The sequence below is a fragment of the Micromonospora craterilacus genome, assembly GCF_003236315.1.
GTDB lineage: Bacteria > Actinomycetota > Actinomycetes > Mycobacteriales > Micromonosporaceae > Micromonospora > Micromonospora craterilacus.
Genome location: NZ_POTY01000121.1, coordinates 1 through 20,420 on the forward strand (window position 1 = coordinate 1; position 20,420 = coordinate 20,420).

General features: G+C 72.6%; 17 protein-coding genes and 1 pseudogene. 6 read left to right on the top strand and 12 right to left on the bottom strand.

The window, feature by feature from the left end; translation table 11 throughout:
• The 6 genes and pseudogenes from C1I95_RS19110 to ku form a co-directional block, all read right to left on the bottom strand.
• The coding region (locus C1I95_RS19110; RefSeq protein ID WP_111215186.1) for an NADPH:quinone reductase at positions 1–891 on the bottom strand (891 nt) is incomplete at its 3' end.
• Positions 892–932: 41 nt separating this feature from the next.
• Positions 933–1,586, bottom strand: a pseudogene (locus C1I95_RS19115) (HAD family hydrolase).
• 33 nt (positions 1,587–1,619) lie between these two features.
• The gene (locus C1I95_RS19120; RefSeq protein ID WP_111215202.1) at positions 1,620–2,444 is read right to left on the bottom strand and encodes an SCO6745 family protein; all 825 of its coding nucleotides are present in this window, start codon (positions 2,442–2,444) and stop codon (positions 1,620–1,622) included.
• 69 nt (positions 2,445–2,513) lie between these two features.
• Positions 2,514–3,164: an FKBP-type peptidyl-prolyl cis-trans isomerase gene (locus C1I95_RS19125; protein WP_233513749.1), complete on the bottom strand. Its 651-nt coding sequence runs from the start codon at positions 3,162–3,164 to the stop codon at positions 2,514–2,516.
• A gap of 221 nt (positions 3,165–3,385) precedes the next feature.
• Positions 3,386–4,810: a M1 family metallopeptidase gene (locus C1I95_RS19130; protein ID WP_111215188.1), complete on the bottom strand. Its 1,425-nt coding sequence runs from the start codon at positions 4,808–4,810 to the stop codon at positions 3,386–3,388.
• Between the two features lie 174 nt (positions 4,811–4,984).
• Positions 4,985–6,031 carry a non-homologous end joining protein Ku gene (gene ku, locus C1I95_RS19135; protein WP_111215189.1) on the bottom strand — a complete coding sequence of 349 codons (1,047 nt, stop codon included), beginning with the start codon at positions 6,029–6,031 and terminating at the stop codon, positions 4,985–4,987.
• An 85-nt stretch (positions 6,032–6,116) separates the two neighbouring features.
• On the opposite strand from ku, the gene ligD (C1I95_RS19140) reads away from it, so the two are divergent.
• Both ligD (C1I95_RS19140) and ligD (C1I95_RS19145) read left to right on the top strand, forming a co-directional pair.
• Entirely contained in the window at positions 6,117–7,058 is a 942-nt protein-coding gene (gene ligD, locus C1I95_RS19140; protein WP_111215190.1) for a non-homologous end-joining DNA ligase, read from the top strand.
• Positions 7,048–7,959 carry a non-homologous end-joining DNA ligase gene (gene ligD, locus C1I95_RS19145; RefSeq protein ID WP_111215191.1) on the top strand — a complete coding sequence of 304 codons (912 nt, stop codon included), beginning with the start codon at positions 7,048–7,050 and terminating at the stop codon, positions 7,957–7,959. The genes ligD (C1I95_RS19140) and ligD (C1I95_RS19145) overlap by 11 nt, the downstream gene beginning before the upstream one ends.
• A 5-nt stretch (positions 7,960–7,964) precedes the next feature.
• Here the strand turns inward: ligD (C1I95_RS19145) and C1I95_RS19150 are convergent, their stop codons facing one another.
• The gene (locus tag C1I95_RS19150) at positions 7,965–9,002 is read right to left on the bottom strand and encodes a hypothetical protein (protein WP_111215192.1); all 1,038 of its coding nucleotides are present in this window, start codon (positions 9,000–9,002) and stop codon (positions 7,965–7,967) included.
• 76 nt (positions 9,003–9,078) lie between these two features.
• On the bottom strand, positions 9,079–10,014 hold the full coding sequence (locus C1I95_RS19155; RefSeq protein WP_111215193.1) for an aminoglycoside phosphotransferase family protein: 936 nt from the start codon (positions 10,012–10,014) through the stop codon (positions 9,079–9,081).
• A 122-nt stretch (positions 10,015–10,136) separates the two neighbouring features.
• Here C1I95_RS19155 and C1I95_RS19160 point away from each other — a divergent pair, with 122 nt between their 5' ends.
• Positions 10,137–10,883, top strand: coding sequence for a TIGR03089 family protein (locus C1I95_RS19160; protein WP_438941324.1), 747 nt, complete (start codon positions 10,137–10,139; stop codon positions 10,881–10,883).
• Positions 10,884–10,952: 69 nt separating this feature from the next.
• On the opposite strand, the gene C1I95_RS19165 is transcribed toward C1I95_RS19160, so the two are convergent.
• Together C1I95_RS19165 and C1I95_RS19170 are read right to left on the bottom strand one after the other, a co-directional pair.
• Entirely contained in the window at positions 10,953–13,274 is a 2,322-nt protein-coding gene (locus tag C1I95_RS19165) for an esterase-like activity of phytase family protein (RefSeq protein WP_111215195.1), read from the bottom strand.
• Positions 13,275–13,590: 316 nt separating this feature from the next.
• On the bottom strand, positions 13,591–15,270 hold the full coding sequence (locus tag C1I95_RS19170) for a DNA repair helicase XPB (RefSeq protein ID WP_111215196.1): 1,680 nt from the start codon (positions 15,268–15,270) through the stop codon (positions 13,591–13,593).
• A gap of 471 nt (positions 15,271–15,741) precedes the next feature.
• Between C1I95_RS19170 and C1I95_RS19175 the strand changes: the two genes are divergently transcribed.
• On the top strand, positions 15,742–15,981 hold the full coding sequence (locus C1I95_RS19175) for a hypothetical protein (protein ID WP_111215197.1): 240 nt from the start codon (positions 15,742–15,744) through the stop codon (positions 15,979–15,981).
• A 6-nt stretch (positions 15,982–15,987) separates the two neighbouring features.
• On the opposite strand, the gene C1I95_RS19180 is transcribed toward C1I95_RS19175, so the two are convergent.
• On the bottom strand, positions 15,988–18,462 hold the full coding sequence (locus C1I95_RS19180) for a helicase-associated domain-containing protein (RefSeq protein ID WP_111215198.1): 2,475 nt from the start codon (positions 18,460–18,462) through the stop codon (positions 15,988–15,990).
• Positions 18,463–18,546: 84 nt separating this feature from the next.
• Here C1I95_RS19180 and C1I95_RS19185 point away from each other — a divergent pair, with 84 nt between their 5' ends.
• Positions 18,547–19,170 carry an HAD family hydrolase gene (locus tag C1I95_RS19185; protein ID WP_111215199.1) on the top strand — a complete coding sequence of 208 codons (624 nt, stop codon included), beginning with the start codon at positions 18,547–18,549 and terminating at the stop codon, positions 19,168–19,170.
• 28 nt (positions 19,171–19,198) lie between these two features.
• A complete protein-coding gene (locus C1I95_RS19190; RefSeq protein ID WP_111215200.1) occupies positions 19,199–19,585 on the top strand; it encodes a cold-shock protein in 387 nt (128 codons plus the stop codon).
• Here C1I95_RS19190 and C1I95_RS19195 read toward each other — a convergent pair.
• Positions 19,546–20,394 carry a 1,4-dihydroxy-6-naphtoate synthase gene (locus C1I95_RS19195; RefSeq protein WP_111215201.1) on the bottom strand — a complete coding sequence of 283 codons (849 nt, stop codon included), beginning with the start codon at positions 20,392–20,394 and terminating at the stop codon, positions 19,546–19,548. The genes C1I95_RS19190 and C1I95_RS19195 overlap by 40 nt on opposite strands.
• Between the last annotated feature and the right edge of the window lie 26 nt (positions 20,395–20,420).

The window sequence follows — 20,420 nt, forward strand, 5'->3', positions numbered from 1 at the left end:
GATCCCGCCCTGGGCCGCGGCCGCCGCGACGTCCACCACCGCCTGCGCCTTGGCCGCCTTCGGCACCGTGTACACCATCACGAACTGCCAGCGGGCGTTCTCCACCATCAGCGGACGGATCGGCAGCGTCACCTCGTCGCCCCCGTCGTCGGCGTACGCGCAGACCGCCCCGCCCCGGTGCAGCAGCTGTGCGTCGGTGCCGGCGTTGCGGGCGGCGGAGACCTCGACGATCGCGTGCACCCCGTCGGGCGCGACCTTGCGGACCTCCTCGACCACGTCCTGCTCCCGGTAGTTGATCACTACGGAGGCGCCGGCCGCCGCGGCCAGCTGCGCCTTCTCCGGGCTGCTCACCGTGGCGATCACGCAGGCGTCGGCCCACGCCGCGAGCTGGATCGCCGCGTTGCCCACCGCACCCGCGCCACCCTGTACCAGCACCGTGTGATCGCTCAACGCACCCGCACGCAGCCCGTCCGGCAGATACTCCCCGGCGGTCAGGCAGCGGTGCGCGGTCAGGAACGGGATGCCCAGACAGGCACCCAGCTCGAACGAGGCGTCACCGAGGCGTACCGCCTGGCGGACCGGCACCACGGCGTACTCGGCGGCGGTGCCCCACGGTCGCTGCCAGGCCGCCTCCCAGAGCCACACCCGCTCGCCGATCAGATCCTGGTCGACGCCCTCGCCGACCGCCTCGACCACCCCGGCGCCGTCCTGCCCGGGCGTCTGCCAGCCGGCCGGCAGCGCCCCCTGCCGGCGGGCCTTCCAGTCCGTCGGGTTGACCCCGGAGTACGCGATGCGCACCAGCACCTCACCGCGCCCGGGTTCCGGCACCGGCCGGTCGACCAGCTGGAGCACGGACGGGTCACCGGTGTCCTCGTACACCACTGCCTTCATGTCACCGACCGTAGGCTGGCCGGGACCGGGTCTGCGGCGGTTCAGCCGAGCCGGTCCACGACCTCCGGGGTCAGCTCGCCGATCGAGCCGAGTACCAGCGCCACCAGCCGCTCCGCGTCCGGGTCGAGCGGGTACGACCCGTGCGGCACCGCCACCACGGTCATCCTGGCGGCGGCCGCCGACCGGACCCCGTTGGACGAGTCCTCCACCGCTACGCAGCGGGCCGGGTCGACGCCCAGGTGCCGCGCGACGGTCAGGTACACGTCGGGCGCCGGCTTGCCGCGTTCGGTCTCCTCGGTCGACAGCGTGGTGCGGAACGCGTCGGTCAGGCCGGTGGCGGCTAGCGCCGCCGCGATCAGCCGGGTCGGCGACGAGCTGGCCAGACCCAACGGCCACCGCCCGGCCAGCCGGCGCACCACCTCGTCCGCACCGTCGATCAGCGGTACGTGGGCCGTGTAGCGCCGGGTCATCTCCTCGACCACCTCGGCGGCGACCTGCTCGGCGGTGCGTCGCACGCCCAGCTCGTCGCTGAGATAGTGGGCCTACTCGCCGGTGCTCATTCCCATCAACCGGCGCTGGGTGTCCGCCCGCCAGGTGCCGCCGTGCGTCGCCACGTACGCCCGGCGGACCTCCTCCCAGACCGGTTCGGAGTCCACGATCACGCCGTCGAGGTCGAAGACCACCGCATCCACCACGGCACCATCCTGCCCGACGGAACCGGATCCCGCTCAGCCGGGCAGTGCGGGCAGGCCGATCGGGCTGTCCGCCGGGATCACCGTGTGGCCGGCCCGGGCGATCGGTTCGAGCAGCTCGCGCAGCCGCTCCGTACGCTGCACGCCCAGCGTCCGCCAGGGCCGGGCGGCGGCATGGTCGGTGGCGTCCTCGACGGCCTGGAAACCGGCCCGTCCGCGCTCGGTCGGCTCGCCGTCCGCGCTCAGCCAGCCCCGGGCGGCCAGCCGTTCGCGCGCCTGCGCCCACTCCTGCTCGGACCAGCCCCGGCCGAGCAGGTTCTGCGGTGGCATGTCGACCGCGACCCGCCAGGCCAGCGTCTCCACCGGGTCGAGGTCGGCGGTGACCAGCGCCGCCACGTGCCCGTCCCCGCGGTGCTCGCGCAGCGTGGTGGCGGCCTGCCAGAGCCGGGCCAGCGGGTATTCGCCGCGCGGCAGGGCGGCGTTGGCCGCCCCGAGCACCCGACCGGCGGTCTCGACCGTGTCGGCGGCGGCCTCCAGCAGCTCGGCGCTCTCCGCCAGGTGCCGCTCGGGCAGCTCGTAGGTCAGCTCGGCGAGCGCCTGCACCGCCCCGGTGAGTCGGGACCGGAGGGCCTCCTCGGGGGTGGCCAGCTGCCACACCGCGGGCAGCGCGCGGCTCACCATGTGTGGGGCGAAGTTGTAGAAGGCGGCGGCCACGGGGGCGGCGCCGATCGGCCCGAGCGGGGCGGCCCGACCGGCGAAGTAGCCCCGCCAGTAGCCGCGCAGCCCGGCCGCCTGGTAGGCGGCCCGGGCCCGCGGGTGGAAGTACGTGACGGCGTGGACGGGCTCGTAGTGCATCCACATCAGCCGGGCGGTCCGCCCCGCGTCGTCCAGCGCCGTCACAGATACCTCCGCATTCACTTCGGCCGGGCGTTACTGGGCGGCGAGGACGTCCACCACGAAGCGCAGTGGGCCACCCGGACGGCCACCGGCACCGTCGCCGTACGCCTGGTCGGCCGGGATGTCGAGCTGCACCCGGCTGCCCACGGTCACCCCGACCAGGCCCTTGTCCCAGCCCGGGATGACCTGCCCGACGCCGATCGGGAAGGTGGCCGGCTCTCCCCGGCCCCAGGAGGAGTCGAACTCCTCACCGCTCTCGAAGAACACACCGACGTAGTTGGTGGTGATCGCCTGGCCGGTCTCGACCTTCGGCCCGCTGCCCTCGATCAGCGAGGTCACGGTGAGCTTGGTCAGCTCGCCCTTGCCGGCGGTCACGGTCGGCTTGGTGCCGAGCGCCGGGTCCGCGCCCTCGGGCAGCTGCGGGGCCGGGGCGGGCGGCGCGCCCGGCACCGACAGATCGCTGGGCACCGCCGACGGCGGGTTAGCCGCCTGCTCGGGGGTGTCGTCGCCGCGTTGGCCGACCAGCACGAACATGGTGATCAGCACCGCGACCACGGCGATGCCGGCGAACGCGCCGGCCCAGGCCTGCCGGCGGCGCTTGGCCTCGGCGGCCTTCTGCTCCGCCAACTGTTCGGCCAGTCGCCGCCGTGCTTTGGTCTCCTGTCCGCCCGCGTGCTCGCTCACGTCCTGGACTCCCTGCTGAGAGGTGGGTGCGTCCGGGCCACGGACGCCGTCGCCGACACACGGTACCTGGTGGTCGGCGTACTTCCGATGGTCGATCATGACGGGTGGGACGGATGGGACGCCTGAGATGCCGGTGCGGGGCCCGGAACGTTGCTTCCGGGCCCCGCGTCGGCGCTGTCGCCGACCTCGTCAGACGTTGGCTTCGCCCTCGGTGAGGACGGTCACCAGGACGTGGGCTTGCCCTTCTGGAACAGCCACACGTCGAAGAAGGCGGTGAGATCCTGCCCGGACTCCCGCTCGGCCAGCGAGATGAAGTCGGCCGTGGCGGCGTGGCTGTACTGGTGGATCGCCGCCCACTGCCGCAGGATGCGGGAGAAGGCGTCCTCGCCGACCTTGCCGCGCAGCGCGTGCAGGGTCATCGCGCCCCGGTTGTACGGGATGTTGCTGAACATGTCCATCGGACCCGGGTCAGCGAGGAGCACCTGCCAGAACGACGAGGAGGCGGCCCGCCCGTAGTTGCTGCTGCTGTTGAACGTGGCGTTGACCGTCGCCCCACCGTTGAACTCGGTGTACATCCACTGGCCGTAAGTGGCGAAGCCCTCGTTGAGCCAGATGTCCTTCCAGCGCTCCGGCGAGACGCTGTTGCCGTACCACTGGTGGGCGATCTCGTGGGCCATGGTGCCGACGCTCGCCGTGTTCGAGAAGATCGGCTTGGTCTGGGTCTCCAGGGCGTAGCCCACCTGCGGCGCGTAGTCGATGATCGCCCCGGTGGAGGCGAACGGGTACGGCCCGAACTTCTCGGTGAAGAACTCCATCATCTTCGGGATCTGCGACACCGCGTTCGCCGAGCCGGTGACCAGACGCGGGTCGATCGCCACGTACGACGGGATGCCGCTGGGCAGGACCGACTCGGTGACCTGGAACTTGCCGATCGTGATCGTCGCCAGGTACGTCGCCATCGGCTCGGTGTTGTCCCAGACGAAGGTGGTCCAGCCGTCCTTGGTCTGCTGGGAGAGGAGCTGGCCGTTGCCGACGGCGGTGAGGCCCTCCGGCACCTTCGCGGTGAACCGGAAGGTCGCCTTGTCGGTCGGCGTGTCGTTGCTGGGCAGCCAGGCGGGGGTGCCCTGCGGCTCCCCGACGACGAAGGCACCGTCATCGGTCGGGATCCAGCCCTCGATCGACCCGTCCGGGTCGGTCACCGGGCCGGGTACGCCGGCGTACTTCACCACCACGGTGAACGTCTGCCCGGTCTTCGGCTTCGGCCGCGGGGTGACGACCAGCTCCTGGCCGTCCCGGGTGAAGTCGGTCTTCTTCCCGTTCACGGTCAGCGAGGAGATCTCCGGCCCGCGGAAGTCCAGGTTGAACTGGTCGAGATCCTGGGTGGCGAGCGCGGTGATCGTCGCGGTGGCGTTCATGAACCGGGTCGCCGGGTCGTACGAGAAGTTGAGGTCGTAGTGCTGGACGTCGTACCCGCCGTTGCCCTGGTCGGGGAAGTACGGGTCGCCGATGCTCGGAGCGCCGGGCGAGAAGCGGGGAGCGCCGGGGTTGCCGGGTGCTGCGCTGGCCGCGTTCGGTGCCACCAGCGAGCCGGCGGCCACCAGAGCGGCCGTGGCGAGGGCGGCACCACGCAGGCGGGGGAGTGTCATGTGAATCCTCTCCATGGGGATGCCGGGGCAGCCTAAGATTCACAAAATTCCTGGTCAATGGCCTGAAGGCCGGAGATTCGCGCCTACCGGAGTGTTAACGCGCGCGAAATCGCCGAGTCCGGGTGACCGAGGCGTCCGCGTGCCGGCGTGAATTGCGGCATCTGTCGGGAGTGGTCAGGCGGTCTTGCGGGGGGTCGCCTTCTTCGTGGGGGCCTTCGCGGCCTTCGTCGCCTTCTTCTCGGCGGTCTTCCTGGCCGGCTGGGTCTTCTTGGTGGTCGTCTTCTTCTCCGCGGCGGTCTTCTTCTCGGCGGTCCTCTTCTCGGTGGTCTTCTTCGCCGGGGCCTTCTTCGCCGCCGTGCCGGCGGCCTTCTTCTGGGCGGAGCGCGCAGCGGTGATCGGGGTCGGCTCACCCGCCCCGCCGCCCGCCGCCGCACCACCTTCGCCGCGGGCCGCGCGGGCCCGCTCGACGGACGCCTTGAGCGCGGCCATCAGGTCGACGGCGGCGGCCGGAGCCTCCTCGACCTCCTCCGGCTGGACCACCTCGCGTCCCTCCACCTTCGCGTCGATGACCTCCTGCAACGCGGCCCGGTAGTCGTCGGTGAACTCGTCCGGCTGGAAGTCGCCGGCCATCGAGTCGATCAGCGAGGTGGCCATGGCCAGCTCGGGCGGCCGGACCTTCAGGTCCTCGCCGAGGAAGCCGAAGTCCGGCTTACGGATCTCGTCGGGCCAGAGCATCGTGTTCAGCAGCAGCACGCCCTCGCGGACCCGCAGGGTGGCCAACTGCTCCCGCTGGCGCAGCGCCACCTTGACGATGGCCACCCGCTCCGAGTCGGTCAACGCGTCCCGCAGCAGCAGGTACGGCTTGGTCGCGGTGCCCTCCGGCTCCAGGAAGTACGCCTTGTTGTAGAGGATCGGGTCGACCTGCTCGGCCGGGACGAACTCCAGCACGTCGATCGCGTGGGAGGTGCTCAACGGCAGCTCGGCGAAGTCCTCGTCGGTGAGGATCACCATCTCCCCGCCGCCGATGTCGTAGCCCTTGGCGATGTCGTCGTAGCTGACCTCCTCGCCGCAGACCTGGCAGGTGCGCTTGTACCGGATCCGCCCGCCGTCCTCCCGGTGCACCTGGTGGAATCGGATGTCCTTCTCCTCGGTCGCCGAATAGAGCTTGACCCCGATCGAGACCAGGCCGAACGACACGGCTCCCTTCCAGATGGCCCGCATCCTGCGCTCCCTTCCCCGGTATCGACCATGCTCGCATCAGAGTGAACGTAACGCGAGGTGTTCGGCTTGCTACTACAGTCGGGTCGTGCCCGGCGCGCCGCTCAAGCCGATGCTCGCGATGACCGGGCAGCTCCCGGTCGGTGCCGGCTGGGCGTACGAGTTCAAGTGGGACGGCGTACGGGCGCTCGCCGACATCGCCGCCGGGCGGCAACGCCTGTACGCCCGCTCCGGCGTGGAGATCACCACCGCGTACCCCGAACTGATCCCGCTGGCCGAGCAGGTCGACGACGCGCTGCTCGACGGCGAGGTGGTGCTCTTCGACCAGGCCGGGCGGCCGTCGTTCACCGCCCTCGCCGAGCGGATGCACGTGCGGGACCCGGCGAAGGCGGCCCGGCTGGCGGCGACCGTCCCGGTCACGTACATGATCTTCGACCTGTTGCGGCTGCGCGGGGTGGACCTCACCGGCTGGCCGTACGCCCGCCGTCGGGAGGCCCTCGACGACCTGGGGCTGGGCGCGGCGCGGTGGGCGGTGCCCCCGGTCTTCTTCGACGGCCAGGCCACCTACGCGGCGGCCGGTGAGCACGGCCTGGAGGGGGTGATGGCCAAGCGGGTCGGCTCGGTCTACCGGCCCGGGGTGCGCTCGCCGGACTGGATGAAGGTGAAACTGGAGGTGACCGGCGACTTCGTGATCGGCGGCTGGCGACCCGGCGCACGAAAGATCGGTGGCCTGCTGGTCGGGGTGCCCGGTGCCGGCGGGCGACTGGTCTTCCGGGGACGGGTCGGCGGCGGGATCGGCGCCGCGCTCGAACGGGAGCTGCTGCGTGAGCTGGAGCCGCTGCGCGCCACCGCGTCGCCGTTTGGCGCGGACGTGCCCCGCGAGGATGCCCGGGGCGCGATCTGGGTAACACCCCGGGTGGTGGTGGAGGTCAAGTACGGCCAGCGCACCCCGGACGGGCGGCTGCGGTTTCCCCGTATCCTGCGGCTACGGCCGGACAAGCCGGCCGAGGAGGTCGACGATGCCAGCTGAGCGGCTCCGGGTCGACGTGCAGGGCCGAACCCTGGAGCTGTCCAACCTGGACAAAATCCTCTACCCGAACGCCGGTTTCACCAAGGGCGAGGTGATCGACTACTACACCCGGGTGGCACCCGTGCTGCTGCCGCACCTGCACGACCGGGCGCTGACCCGGATCCGCTACCCGAACGGGGTGGACGGCAACTCCTTCTTCGAGAAGAACGCGCCCGCCGCCACCCCGCCGTGGGTACGCGTCGAGACGCTGCCCGCACCCGGCTCCACCAAGGGCCGGGAGACCATCGACTACGTGGTCGCCGACGACCTGCCCACCCTGGTCTGGCTGGCCAACCTGGCCGCCCTGGAACTGCACACCCCACAGTGGAAGATCGGCGAGCACCCGGACCTGATGGTGGTCGACCTGGACCCGGGGGCACCGGCGTCGCTGCGGCAATGCTGCCAGGTGGCGCTGCTGCTGCGGGACCGGCTCGCGGTCGACGGGGTCGACTCGTACCCCAAGACCTCGGGCAAGAAGGGCATGCAGCTGTGCTGCCCGATCGCCGGTACCCAGTCCGCCGACGACGTGTCGGCGTACGCGCGGCGGGTCGCGCAGGAACTGGAGCGCGAGCATCCCAAGCTGATCCTGTCGAAGATGGCGAAGAACCTCCGGCCCGGGAAGGTGTTCATCGACTGGAGCCAGAACAACGCGGCGAAGACCACCGTCGCGCCGTACTCGCTGCGCGCCCAGCCGGTGCCGTCGGTCTCCGCGCCGCTGACCTGGGACGAGGTCTCCGCTGGTGCGGCGGGCAAGCGGCCGGCCACCCGCCCGTACACCGCCGCCGAGGTGCTGGACCGGATCGAGGAGTACGGCGACCTGCTCGCCCCCCTCCTCGACCACGGCCCCGAGCTGCCGGGCTGAGCAGGTCAGCGCCGCCGGGGCCACTCGCCGTGCCGGCGTAGTCGCGCGTACGCCCCGGCGAGCAGAGCGACCGCGAGCACGCTGACGAGTACGTCGCTGGCCAGGGCCTGCGCGGGGGACGCCGGCGCGTAAGGGGGCACCAGATAGGCGAGCACGGCCGCACCCACGAGCGCCCCCGCGGCGCAGGCCAGCACGTGCCCCTGCCCCCACCCGGCGCGCCCGGACCAGCGGACGAGCACGGCCGCCAGCCCGGCGAAGGCGACGACCGCGGCGGCCACCGCGAACCAGCCGGACAGCAGACTCACGCCCAGGTAGACGACCAGGACCAGCGCTCCGGGCCGGCTCGGGTGGGGCGCAACGGCCGGTGCGGGCGGCATCCGACGCCGCCACCGGGGCAGGGCCGCCACCACGACCAGGCCGAGGACCACCGCCGACGCCCCGATGAGCTGCCCGGGACTGGCCAGGAACCCCTTGCGCCCGCTGTCGTCGGCGAAGATGAGCAGGCTGCCCAGCAGGTAGAGGACGGCCATTGCGGCCAGGCCGGGCGCCCGCAACCACGGACCCAGGCGGCGAGCCGGAGAGAGGTACGCCTCGACAATCGCGATCGGCGCGCAGATGGTCAACGCCACATGGTTGCCCAGGAAGCTGACCGCCTCCTGGGCGCTGAAGCCCAGCACCGGGATGCGGGTGCCGTCCGCCGCGCTGAGTTCGGCGAACTCGGTGTCGGCGAGGAACTCGGGATTGAACAGCGCCTGGTCGACCAGCCCCGCCTGGAATACCCCGAAGCCCGCCGCGAGCAGCACGATCATCGGCCAACCACCACCCGTACGCCGGGCCGCCTCGCGGATCAGCACCGCCGCGCCCCCGTACATGGGGGCCAGGACGACCACGGCGAGCAGCATGTCGGCGCCGGCGAACCCGCCCCATGAGCACTCGGCCGCCCAGGGGGCGAGGAGCAGCAGTGCCAGAACCGGGGCGAGCCGTCGCCGCCCCGGTTCCCAGGTGTGACCGACCGTTGTCCGCTGCTCCCCGTGCTGCGTCATCCCTCGACTGTCCCGGCGACCCGGACGGGCCGGTACTGCCATCGGTCCAGACCGTCCACTACCAACGTCCAGCGGGTTACCGGACGGCGCGGTCGTGGTCGTCGAGGACCTCGGCGATCACGTGCTGGTGGGCGGCGGCCAACTCGGGGTTGTCGCCCAGGTGCTGCCGCACCAGCAGCAGGGCCTTCCACAGCGCCCAGCCGCGGGCCCGCGCCCAGGTGCCGTCGTCCTGCCCGACCTCCTGCCGGAACGCCTGGCGGCTGTCGCCGGAGAGCATCGTCCAGGCGATCACCAGATCACACGCCGGGTCACCCACGCCGGACGTGCCGAAGTCGATGACGGCGCTCAACTTTCCGTCCGCGACCAGCAGGTTCCCCGCCGCGAGATCGCCGTGGAACCACACCGGCCGGCCCTGCCATCTGGCGGCCAGGGCGGCCTCCCACACGGCGGCGGCCCGGGTCACGTCGACGTGACCGACCAGCGCGGCCAGGAGACCACGGGTCTCCTCGTCGTAGTGGGCCGGCGAGGCGCCCCGGTACCCGCTGTGCTCCCCGGCGAGCGGGCCGCCGGTGGGGTCGCAACGATGCAACGCGCGGACGAATTCGGCCACCGAGACGGCAAACTGCGGCAGGTCGTCGATGCGCCCCCGGTCGGCCGTGGTGCCGGGCAGCCAGCCGCGTACCGACCACGGGAAGGGGTACCCCTCGCCGGGTTCGCCCAGGCCCAGGATCGGCGGGATGGCGACCGGCAGCTCGGGTGCCAGCCGGGGCAGCCACTCGTTCTCCTTGGCCACGGCAGGGGCGTAGCCGGGAGCGGTGGGCAGGCGTACGGTCATCTCCTCGCCCAGGCGGTAGGTCCGGTTGTCCCACCCGTCGACCGCCACCGGGGTCACCGGCAGCCCGACCCACTGCGGGAACTGCGCGGCGATCAGGCGTTTCACCAGCGCGGCGTCGATACCGGCGCGGCCGTCGGGGGAAGCCAGGGAGGTGTTGTCCGCGCTGGTCGAAGGCATGGCGTCATCCTTGGCTGGTGCCGGCCCGACGGCAACGCGGTTTCAGTGCCCTACCAGCGGGTCGGCCTCGACAGGTCGGGCCCGGCAGGAGTAGGACGTACCGTATGCATGCTGCCCCGCCCGTGCTGTCCGTCGTCGGCCTCGCCACACGCGACCAGCCGTTGATCACCTACCTCGACCACCGGACCGGGCATCGTCAGCACCTGACCGCCGCCGAAGTGGGCGAATGGTCGGCGCGGGCCGCCGGCCTGCTGCGCGACGGGTGCGGCCTGGTTCCGGGCAGCCGGGTGGCGGTGCTGCTGCCGCCGCACTGGCGTACCGCCGCGGTGCTGCTCGGCGCCTGGTCAGTGGGGTTGGAGGTGTCGTTCCGGCCGCGCGCCACCGCCGGGCTGCCGGTGCTGGAGCCGGGTGGGAGCCGACCGTACGACGCCGTCCTGGTCACCCCGGAACGGCTCGACGACTGGCTGGAGGACGTGCCCGACGGCCTGCACCGCTACCTCGTCGGCACCGGGACGGAGCCGCTGGCCGACGTGCCGGCCGGTTGGCTCGACTGGTCCGTGGAGGTGCTGCGGCACGGTGCCGCACCGGCCGATCGCCCCACGCTGCACGCGTCCGATCCGGCCAGCCCGGACGGCACCAGCTACGACGAGTGGGGTCGGGTGGCCACGGCGGTGGCCGAGCAGCTCGACCTGCGGGTCGGTGACCGGCTGCTGGTCGACGCGGCCGAGCACGACCAGCCGCTGAAGTGGCTGCTGAAGTGGCTGCTCGCCCCGCTGTCGGCGGGCGCGTCGGTGGTGCTCTGCGCCAACCTCGACCCGGCGGCCCGGGACGCGTTCGCCGCCGCCGTGCAGGTGACCCGGGTGCTCTGACCAGGCGGAAACCCGGACCGGTGACGATGCCGGCCCCGGGGCGGCGAACCCCGGGGCCGGCGTGGCCGGTCAGCGGTGGCCGAAGACCTTGGCGCTGGGGCCGAGGCGGAGCAGCACCGTCTCGCCGGTGGCGTCCTGGACGCCGTCGTTGTCGGTGATGGCGTACACCTGGCCGTTGCCGGCCACGGTCAGCCCCTCCAGCTTCTCCTGGGTCCAGCCGTTCGTGGCGCGCAGCGCCGGCAGGACGTCCAGGGCGAGCCGCTTCGGCAGCACCTTCAGCGGGCCGGGGGCGGCCGGGCCGTCCGGCAGCTCGACCGTGTAGATCCGCTTGATCGCGGCGGCCGGGCCGTTCAGCTTGTCCCGCTCGATCACCGCGAGCCGGTCGCCGACCACGGTGATCTCGGAGAGCCCGATCCAGTCACCGGGAACGTCGGTGCGCTCCAGCTGGTACCCGAACCAGCTCCACGTCCCGGCCGTCACGTCGTACCGGCCGATCCGGACCACACTCGCCGGGTCGGTGGACACCTCCCGCTGGAGCACCGCCCAGACGATCTCCCGGCCGCGCTTGTCGGTGGTTGCGGTGACCCCCTCGAAGCCCTGCTTGCCCAGGCCGGCGGCGATCTCCGCCGGCAGCGGCACGACCTGCCGGGTCACCCCGGCAGCGTCCAGCCGGACCAGTTTGTTCTCCGGGCCGCTGGCCCCCTCGACGGCCAGCCAGAAGCCGCCCTGCGGGCGGGCGAAGATCCCCTCCGCGTCGTACCCGACCGGCTCACCGCGCTCGTCGCGGACCGGCAGCGCTCCGGTGATCACCGCCGGGCTCTTGCGCGCGTCGATGGTGAAGACCTGGGTCTTGGCGTACGCCGAGTCGGTCACGCTGTAGAGCAGGTGCGGCTGCTTCGGGTCGGCGGAGAGGGCCCCCAGCGCACCCCACCCGATCGGCGCACCGGTGGCGTCCGGGCCGGAGACGATGCTCGGGAACCCGGGGGTGCCCTTGCCGAGCTGGTACAGCGACACCGAGGCGCGCACACCCACCGCGGCGTTGTCGGTCTCGCTGGAGACCGCGAGCAGGCCCCGCGACGGGATCGGCAGCAGGCCCTCCGGCCCGTTCGTGGTGGCGAGTATCTGCTTGAACACCGGGGCGGTCGGCTTGCTCACGTCGTAGACGGCGACGAAGTTGCTGCGCTCCGAGCCGACGAAGGCGTACCGGGTGCCGCCGAACTCGGCGACGGCCAGCCCTTCCGGCTCGGTGCCCTTCTTCCCCGCCCGGTCCTCGTTGTGCAGGCCGTGTCGGACGGCCAGCCACTCGAAGCTGTTGCCCGCGTCCCAGGCCACCCGGCCGGTGCGGCTGTCGAAGACCGTCCAGCCCCGGGTGCCGCCCCGCCAGTCACCCTCGTTCGCGGTGGCCAGGTAGCGGTCGTCGATCCACGCCACCGCGTCCGACTCCCGGGGTACGTCGGTGATCGAGCCGGTCAGGTTGATCACGCCGTCCTTGACCGTGTCGATCCGGTCCACCGAGGCGGTGCCGGCCGAGAACGCGCCGGTGATCCGGCCGGTGGGCAGGTCGATCAGGACGATGCCATTGTTCTCCTGAAGGGTCACCACGAGCTGGTTACGTCCGTTGATCGCGACGTACTCCGGCTCCGGGTCGGTGGGCTCGGTGATCCCGGCGGCGGTCAGTGCGGGCAGCGCCCGGCCGTCGGCGGTGGTCAGCGGCACGGTCCGCAGCGACCACCGCTGCGGGTCACTCCCGTGCAGGTCGACGATCTGTACGAAGCCGGCGGGCGCCTGCGGCAGGTCGCCCTTCTTGCCGCCCGGCGGGGTGGCCTCCTCGTCCCGCTCGTTCTCGATGGCGATCGCCGCGTACCGCTGGTCGGCGCTGATCGCGATCGAGTCGGGCTGGCCGCCGAGGTCGAGGCTGCGTACCCGCTTGCGGGTGGCCAACTCGATCACGTCGAGCCGGCCGGACGGGTCGGTGTAGCTGGCGCTGGTGTTCACCACGACCAGGACGTAGCGACCGACCACGGCCACCGACGTCGGCTCGTCCTCGGCGTCGCCGAGCTGGGTCAGCGAGAGGGTGCCGAGCCCACGCGGCTGGTCGGCCCGGGAGATGTCGAGGAAGCCGATCCGGCGGGCCAACGCGTCGGTGTAGACCAGGGTGCGGCCGTCCTCGCTGACCGCGGAGATCTCGGCCACCGTCTCGGTGGTCGGGTCCTCGCCGGCCGGGCGGTTCAGGAAGACCGGGTAGGTGGCGGTGCGGTCGAAGCTCTTCGCCGGCCCGGCTGGCTTCTGCCCAGCGGGCTTCTGCCCGGCGTGGGCCGTGCCGGTGATGGCGAGGGCGGCGATGGTGGCGCCCGCCACCGCCAGCCTGGGGAACGATCTCTTGACTGTCACTGCTCCTCCGTCTGTTCAGACTCGGACGGAGGCTGACACGCACGGCCGAGCACGGGCTGTCGCCGTCGTGAACAACGGGCGAACAGCACCAGCGAGCAGCTGCCGCCGTGGTCCCATGTTGCGGGACGCGCTGGGTGGACCTTGGACAGTTACCGTTCGGCCGGAACGCCAACTGTCCAAGATCTCGAACTATGAAGAGCGTGCGGGAGGTGCTGTTGCCGCACTGGCGATGCGAGTTCCAGTTGAGCTTCCCGTCGCCGACGACGCATCCCCCGGTAAACGCGATGTTCCCGGCCTCGCGGTGGACCGCTGGAGTTCAGTCGACGGTGGGCAGGGGTGGGCCGAGGACGTCGTCGGCGTCGACGATGGTGTACGCGTACCCCTGCTCTGCGAGGAACCGCTGGCGGTGGGCGGCGTACTCGGTGTCGATGGTGTCCCGGGAGACCACCGTGTAGAAGTGTGCCTGCCGGCCGTCGGACTTGGGGCGGAGCACCCGGCCGAGACGTTGCGCCTCCTCCTGCCGCGAGCCGAAGGTGCCGGAGACCTGGATCGCCACCGCCGCCTCGGGCAGGTCGATGGAAAAATTCCCGACTTTGGAAATCACCAGCGTGCGGATTTCCCCGGAGCGGAACGCGTCGAAGAGCCGCTCCCGCTCCTTGTTCGTGGTCGAGCCCTGCACGATCGGGGCGTCCAGGTACTCGCCCAACTGGTGCAGTTGGTCGATGTACGCGCCGATCACCAGCGTCTGCTCGCCCGGATGCCGGTCGACCAGCGCCCTCACCACCGGCAGCTTGGTGCGGGCGGTGGCCGCCATCCGGTACCGCTCCTCGGCCTCCGCCGTCGCGTACGACATCCGCTCGGCGTCGGTCAGGGTGACCCTGACCTCGGTGCACTGGGCCGGGGCGATCCAGCCCTGCGACTCGATGTCCTTCCAGGGCGCGTCGTACCGCTTCGGGCCGATCAGGCTGAACACGTCGCCCTCCCGGCCGTCCTCGCGGACCAGGGTGGCGGTCAGCCCGAGCCGGCGGCGGGCCTGCAGGTCCGCGGTGAACCGGAAGATCGGCGCGGGCAGCAGGTGCACCTCGTCGTAGACGACCAGGCCCCAGTCGCGGGCATTGAACAGGTCCAGGTGGGTGAAGGCGCCGCCACGCCGCGCGGTGAGCACCTGGTACGTGGCGATGGTGACCGGCCGGATCTCCTTGCGTTCGCCGGAGTACTCGCCGATCTCCTCCTCGGTCAACGACGTACGGGCGATCAGCTCCCGCTTCCACTGCCGGCCGGCGACCGTGTTGGTGACCAGGATCAGCGTGGTCGCCTTCGCCTCGGCCATCGCCGCCGCACCGACCAGCGTCTTGCCGGCGCCACAGGGCAGCACCACCACACCCGACCCGCCGGCCCAGAACGCCTCGACGGCCTCCCGCTGGTACGACCGCAGCGTCCACGGCTTGCCGCCGCCCTTGCCGGCCTCGGCCAGCTCGATCGGGTGCGCCTCGCCATCGACGTACCCGGCCAGGTCCTCCGCCGGCCAGCCGAGCTTGAGCAGGGCCTGCTTGAGTCGCCCCCGTTCGGACGGGTGCACCGCGATGGTGTCGTCGTCGAGCTTCGTGCCCAGCATCCCGGCGAGCTTCTTGCTCTTGGCCACCTCGACCAGCACCACCCGGTCCAGGGCGCGCAGCACCAGCCCGTGCGCGGGGTCGTTGGCGAGTTGGAGCCGGCCGTACCGGTCCATCGTCTCGGCCACGTCGACCAGCAGCGCGTGCGGCACCGGGTACCGCGAGTACTTGATCAGTGCGTCCACCACGCCCTCGGCGTCGTGACCGGCGGCCCGGGCGTTCCACAGCCCGAGCGGGGTCAGCCGGTAGGTGTGCACGTGCTCGGGGGAACGCTCCAGCTCGGCGAAGGGCGCGATGGCCATCCGGCAGGCCTGCGCGTCGGGGTGGTCGATCTCCAACAGCAGGGTCTTGTCCGACTGTACGATCAGCGGTCCACCACTCACGCCGAATCCCCTCCTCCGTACGGCTGACCCAGCCGCCTGCGCAGGTGCCTGACCTGCCTCAGGGGCGACCATCCAGTGTTGCACGGCCAGCGCGGCGGCAAAAAATATTCACCGTGCGCGCAACTAACCCGGTACTTCAAACCGTCTAGCGGGTGGACGAGTGTCGAGGGCGGCGGCCCGGAGGTTCGAAACCGGGTCGCCGCTGCCTCGTGGTCGTCACGCCGGTCGGCACCGGTGCGCGCGCGTTCGATCCGCGGTGGGCCAGGAAGCGGGGGCCCTGTCCGTCATCGCGGACCAGCCAACGGGGGCGAGCGGCGTGCCCGGTGCCGTACCGGCGAACCCCGTCCACCGCCGCGCCGCTGCCCACCCCCGGGCTGCCAGCTGGGCCGGATCGGTACGCGGTGGTGCTGGCCGGTAGCCGTACAGAGTGACACTCTTGACGGCAGGGCCGGACCGAACGGGGGAGGGCACATGTCCGTCGATCAGGAAGTGATCCCCGAGCGTGCGCAGGCCGAGCCGGCCGCACCCGTCTCCACCGCGACGGTGGTCGCGTACGCGGCCGTCGGGGTGCTCCTCTTCGGGTGGTTTCTCTTCGGCTGGCTCGTGCTCCAGCAGGGCTTCATCGACTCGGTCGGCGAGGCCGCCGGCACCGGCTTCGCGCTGCTGCTGCTGGTGGCGATCGTCGGGTCGGTGCGGCGCAACCGGCGTTGACCCGACTCACTTCTCCAGCACCGCCGCAGTGATCCGGTGCAGCGCGAAGGTGTGCAGCATCTCCGTCCGCTCGTCCTCGGCGCGCAGGTAGCCCGCGCCCAGTGAGACCGGACGCACCAGCCGGGACGCGGTCGCCCCGTGGGCGTCGACGTATCCGACCCAGACCAGCGCCTTGTCGCGGATCGCCTGTTGGAGCACGGCCAGGGCGTCGCTGTGACTGTGCGCGGGTGCCGGCCTGGTCGGCGGGGTGCCGCGTACCGCCGCCGGCGCCCGCCGGGCCGCCCGAGCCGCCGCGTCGCCCCGGCGGATCTGTTCCACCACCCCCAGCAGGCGCGGCAAGGGCAGGCGCGGTGGGGTGAGCGGGTCGAGCGCCCGGGTGGACACCGAAACCCGGGCCGGCGCCCGCCGGGTCCTCGGGCGGGTGACCACCGTCGAGCCGGTGGCGTCCTCGGCCACCGGGGCGTAGCCGGCGTCCCGCAGCACGGTCAGCATCCGGCCGGTCTGGTACGGCGTGACCAGCACCGTCGGCGCGAGCCGGCGCAACGCCAACGCCTCCACCCGCTTGTCGGCCAGCACCTCGGCCAGCAGCGCCTCGTCGTCGCTGCGCAGGTACGCCCCGGCGGAGCCGGCCCGCAGCCCGCCGTGCTTGCGTGCCACGTCGTCGACCAGGTACGTCAATCCCTGCGGCACCGGGGTACGGGACCGGCGCCGGAACAGCCCGTGCAGGTCGTCCGCGGAGTAGCCGGCATCCAGCGCCCGGCGCACACTCCCCGTGGTGACCCGGTGCACGCTCGCCCCGCCGGCCGACTCGGGCTCGGCGACCACCTCCAGCTCGGCGGCGAGCGCCGGCTCCGGCGGCCCGGGCACCACCACGGTCAGGTCGGCCTGCACCAGGAAGTGGTCCACCGGGGCGGGCAGCAGCGCGTCCAGCGCCCGCACCGCGGTGCCCGACCCACCGTCCTCGGCGTCGGACCGCAACCCGAGCGGGTCGTCCGTGTCGCGGTCCTCGGCCGCCGTCGCCTCGGCCAGCAGCAGCCGCCCGTACGAGGTGAGCGCCCCCAGCCCGGTCACGCCCAGCGTGGCCGCCTCGGCGAGCACCTCCCGATGCGCCGCCTCCCGACCCCGGCTGCGCCGGGGCGCCCGCCAGTCGAGCAGCGCCAGCACCTCCTCGGCGGTGGGCGCGGTGGCCGGTTCCAGGTCGGCGAGCACCGTGAGCACCGCCCGCCGGGCGACCGGCGCGCCGGCGCGTTCCGCCTCGGCGGAGAGCACGGTGATCGGCCGGTCCCGGTCGTCACGCTGGCCGACCAGACCGACCTGCCGGGTCATGGTCAGCCACGCCCGGGTCAGCTGCTCCCAACGTTGGGCCAGCGAACCAGCCCGCCATATCTCGTACCCGGCGGTGGGCAGCACCTGCTGGTCGGCGCCGTACCGGCCGGTGGTGCCGGGCAGTTCGACCTCGCCGGTCAGGCCGGCCGCGTACGCCACCTCCAGCAGCAGCGCCGCCGTCGGCTCGTCCAGCCCGGTGGCCCGGCCCAACCGGCGCAGGTCGCGTACGCCGAGACCACCCGAGCGCAGCACCGGGGCGGGTTCGGCGGCCAGCTGTTCCAGCAGCGCCTCGGTGTGGCGTACCACCTCCATGGTCTGCCCGGCCCCGGCGGAGTCGGCGGCCTTCGGCTCGCGCGGCGCGGTGGTTACCGGCGGCGGGCTGGTGCGCAGTGGGCCCAGCGGCCCGGTGTCCCGCCGCAGCAGCAGCCCGACCTCGCGGGGCAGCTCGACCATGCCGGCGGTGCCGCCCTTGCCGCCGGCGACCCGGACCAGCAACCGGTGGTCAACCAGCCAGCGGATGGGGGAGCCGGTCGGTGCCCCGCCGTTGGTCTCGTCCGGCGGCAGGTCGTCGTCGGCGCCGGCTGCGGGTGCCTGCAACGCGCCGGGCGGCACGCTACCGACCGGCGGCCCGGCCGCCAGCCGGTCCAGGATCGCCCGGGCCGAGGGGGGCGCGGCCAACAGCGTCCGCCGCAGCTTCGCCGGGTCCGCACAGAGCGCGGCCGTGCGCGGGTCCAGCTCCGCCGCCGGCCGGCCGAGCCCCGCCGGGTACGGGGAGATCTCGTCGATGCCACCGACCAGCTGGAGCTGGTGTTCGGGGCCGTACAGCAGGAAGCGGGCGCGCAGCCGGTCGACGGCGGCCCGGACGGCGGTCGGTGCGGGCGGGCGAGGGCCGGCGGTGGCCATCGCGAGGACCCCGTCGACCGAGGTGGTGCCGTCGGCCGGATCACGGGTCAACCGGGCGGCGTCCATGATCTGGATGGTGAACTGGTCCAGCCCGTCCAGGGCGCGCGACACCGAGACCCGGGACTGGGCCCGGATGGCGAGCGCGGCGACGTCGGCGGGTACCGGTACGACGAGGTCGGGCCGCAGCTGGAGCAGGGCGGCGAGCGAGTCGTCGGGCAGTGACCGCAGGTGGTCGGCGAGTGAGGTGGTCATCGTCGTTCCACGCTAGCCCGGCCTGGGCCGCTTTCGCCCCTCGGACGACCGGGCTGGTCCGGGCCGGCCGGGTAGCTTCTGAGCATGCCCCCACTGACGGTCGGTTTCGACCTCGACATGACCCTGGTCGACTCGCGCCCCGGCATCGCCGCGACCTACCGTGCGCTGACCGAGCGGACGGGCGTGCCGGTCGACGCCGAGGCCGCGGTGTCCCGGCTCGGCCCGCCGCTGCGCACCGAGATCGCCCGCTGGTTCCCGCCCGGGCAGGTCGAGGAGGCCGTCGACGTCTTCCGCGAGCTGTACTCGGCGTACGCGATCACGCCGACCGTGCCGTTGCCGGGCGCCCGGGCCGCGCTCGACGCGGTACGGGAGCGGGGCGTGCGGGTGCTCGTGGTCACGTCGAAGATCGGCCGGCTGGCCCGGCTGCACCTGGATCACCTGGGTCTGATGGTGGACGAGCTGGCCGGCGACCTGTTCGCCGAGGAGAAGGCGACCGCGTTGCGGGCCCACCACGCGACCCACTATGTGGGAGACCACGTGGCCGACATGGTGGCCGCTGCGGCGGCTGGGGTGCCCGGGATCGCGGTGGCAACCGGGCCGTGTTCCGTCGATGAGCTGCGGGACGCCGGGGCGGCGACGGTGCTGGCGGACCTCACCGGATTCCCGGCGGCGCTCGACGGCATGATCCGGCTAGCCTTGAGCCAGTAGACGTCTCAAGCGAAGCAGGGGTTCTCAGGTGCCGACGGGTCGAGTGAAGTGGTACGACGCGACCAAGGGATACGGGTTCGTCACCAGTGACGAGGGTGGCGACGTGTTCCTTCCGAAGGCCGCGCTACCGGCGGGTGTCACCGACCTCAAGGGCGGCCAGCGGGTCGACTTCAGCGTGGTGGACAGCCGGCGGGGTGCGCAGGCGATGGGGGTGAAGCTCCTGGACGCTCCGCCGTCCGTGGCGGAGCTGCGCCGCCGACCGGCCGAGGAGCTGCACGGTCTGGTGGAAGACATGATCAAGGTGCTGGAGGCGAAGGTCCAGCCGGACCTGCGCCGGGGCCGCTTCCCGGATCGTAAGACTGCGCAGAAGGTCGCTCAGCTGGTCCACGCGGTCGCCCGCGAGCTGGAGGTCTGAGGCACGAGCCCGGCGTCGGCGGCCCGGCCGAGCAGCGCCTCGACGGCGGCGAACCCCGACTCTCCCAGGTCGGCGGTGTATTCGTTGACGTAGAGGCCGATGTGCCGGTCCACCACGTCGGGCTCCATCTCCTGGGCGTGCGCCAGCACGTACGCCCGACTGGCCGCCGGGTCGGCCCAGGCCCGCTGGACGGAGTCCCGGATCCACCCCGCGGCCTCCTGCGGGTCGACCACGCCGCGCCGGGCCAGGATGGCGCCAAGCGGGATCGGCAGGCCGGTGTCGGCCTCCCACCACTCACCCAGGTCGACCAGCGCGGTCAGGCCGTGCCGCGGATAGGTGAACCGGGCCTCGTGGATGACCAGCCCGGCGTCGTACCGCCCGGCGGCGACGCCGGGCATGATCTCGTGGAACGGCACCACCTCGATGCGCTGCGGCGTCCGTCCGGCCGCCCAGAGCCGGAACAGCAGGTACGCCGTGGTCCGGTCGCCGGGCACCGCCACGGTCGCACCGGAGAGATCAGTGCGGTCCGGCCCGCCGGCGCGATCGGCCCGGGTGAGCACCAGCGGGCCGCACCCACGACCGAGCGCGCCCCCGCAGGGCAGCAGGTGGTAGTCGTCCAGCAGCCATGGCAGCGCCGCATAACTGACCTTGACCAGGTCGAACGCGCCGCTCTCGGCGGCGGTGTTGGTGACGTCGACATCCGCGTACGTCACGTCGACGGGCGGCGCACCGGGCACCTGCCCGTGCACCAGGGCATGGAAGACGAACGTGTCGTTGGGACAGGGCGAGATCGCCAGCGAGAGCGCCACACCCCCACGGTAGCTCTGCCTCCGCC

Excerpts from the sequence above, each read along its gene's own strand:
- C1I95_RS19120 (WP_111215202.1), bottom strand. The coding sequence starts at position 2,444 with ATGTGGATGCACTACGAGCCCGTCCACGCCGTCACGTACTTCCACCCG.
- C1I95_RS19130 (WP_111215188.1), bottom strand. The coding sequence starts at position 4,810 with ATGACACTCCCCCGCCTGCGTGGTGCCGCCCTCGCCACGGCCGCTCTG.
- ku (WP_111215189.1), bottom strand. The coding sequence starts at position 6,031 with ATGCGGGCCATCTGGAAGGGAGCCGTGTCGTTCGGCCTGGTCTCGATC.
- ligD (WP_111215191.1), top strand. The coding sequence starts at position 7,048 with ATGCCAGCTGAGCGGCTCCGGGTCGACGTGCAGGGCCGAACCCTGGAG.
- C1I95_RS19150 (WP_111215192.1), bottom strand. The coding sequence starts at position 9,002 with ATGACGCAGCACGGGGAGCAGCGGACAACGGTCGGTCACACCTGGGAA.
- C1I95_RS19155 (WP_111215193.1), bottom strand. The coding sequence starts at position 10,014 with ATGCCTTCGACCAGCGCGGACAACACCTCCCTGGCTTCCCCCGACGGC.
- C1I95_RS19175 (WP_111215197.1), top strand. The coding sequence starts at position 15,742 with ATGTCCGTCGATCAGGAAGTGATCCCCGAGCGTGCGCAGGCCGAGCCG.
- C1I95_RS19180 (WP_111215198.1), bottom strand. The coding sequence starts at position 18,462 with ATGACCACCTCACTCGCCGACCACCTGCGGTCACTGCCCGACGACTCG.
- C1I95_RS19185 (WP_111215199.1), top strand. The coding sequence starts at position 18,547 with ATGCCCCCACTGACGGTCGGTTTCGACCTCGACATGACCCTGGTCGAC.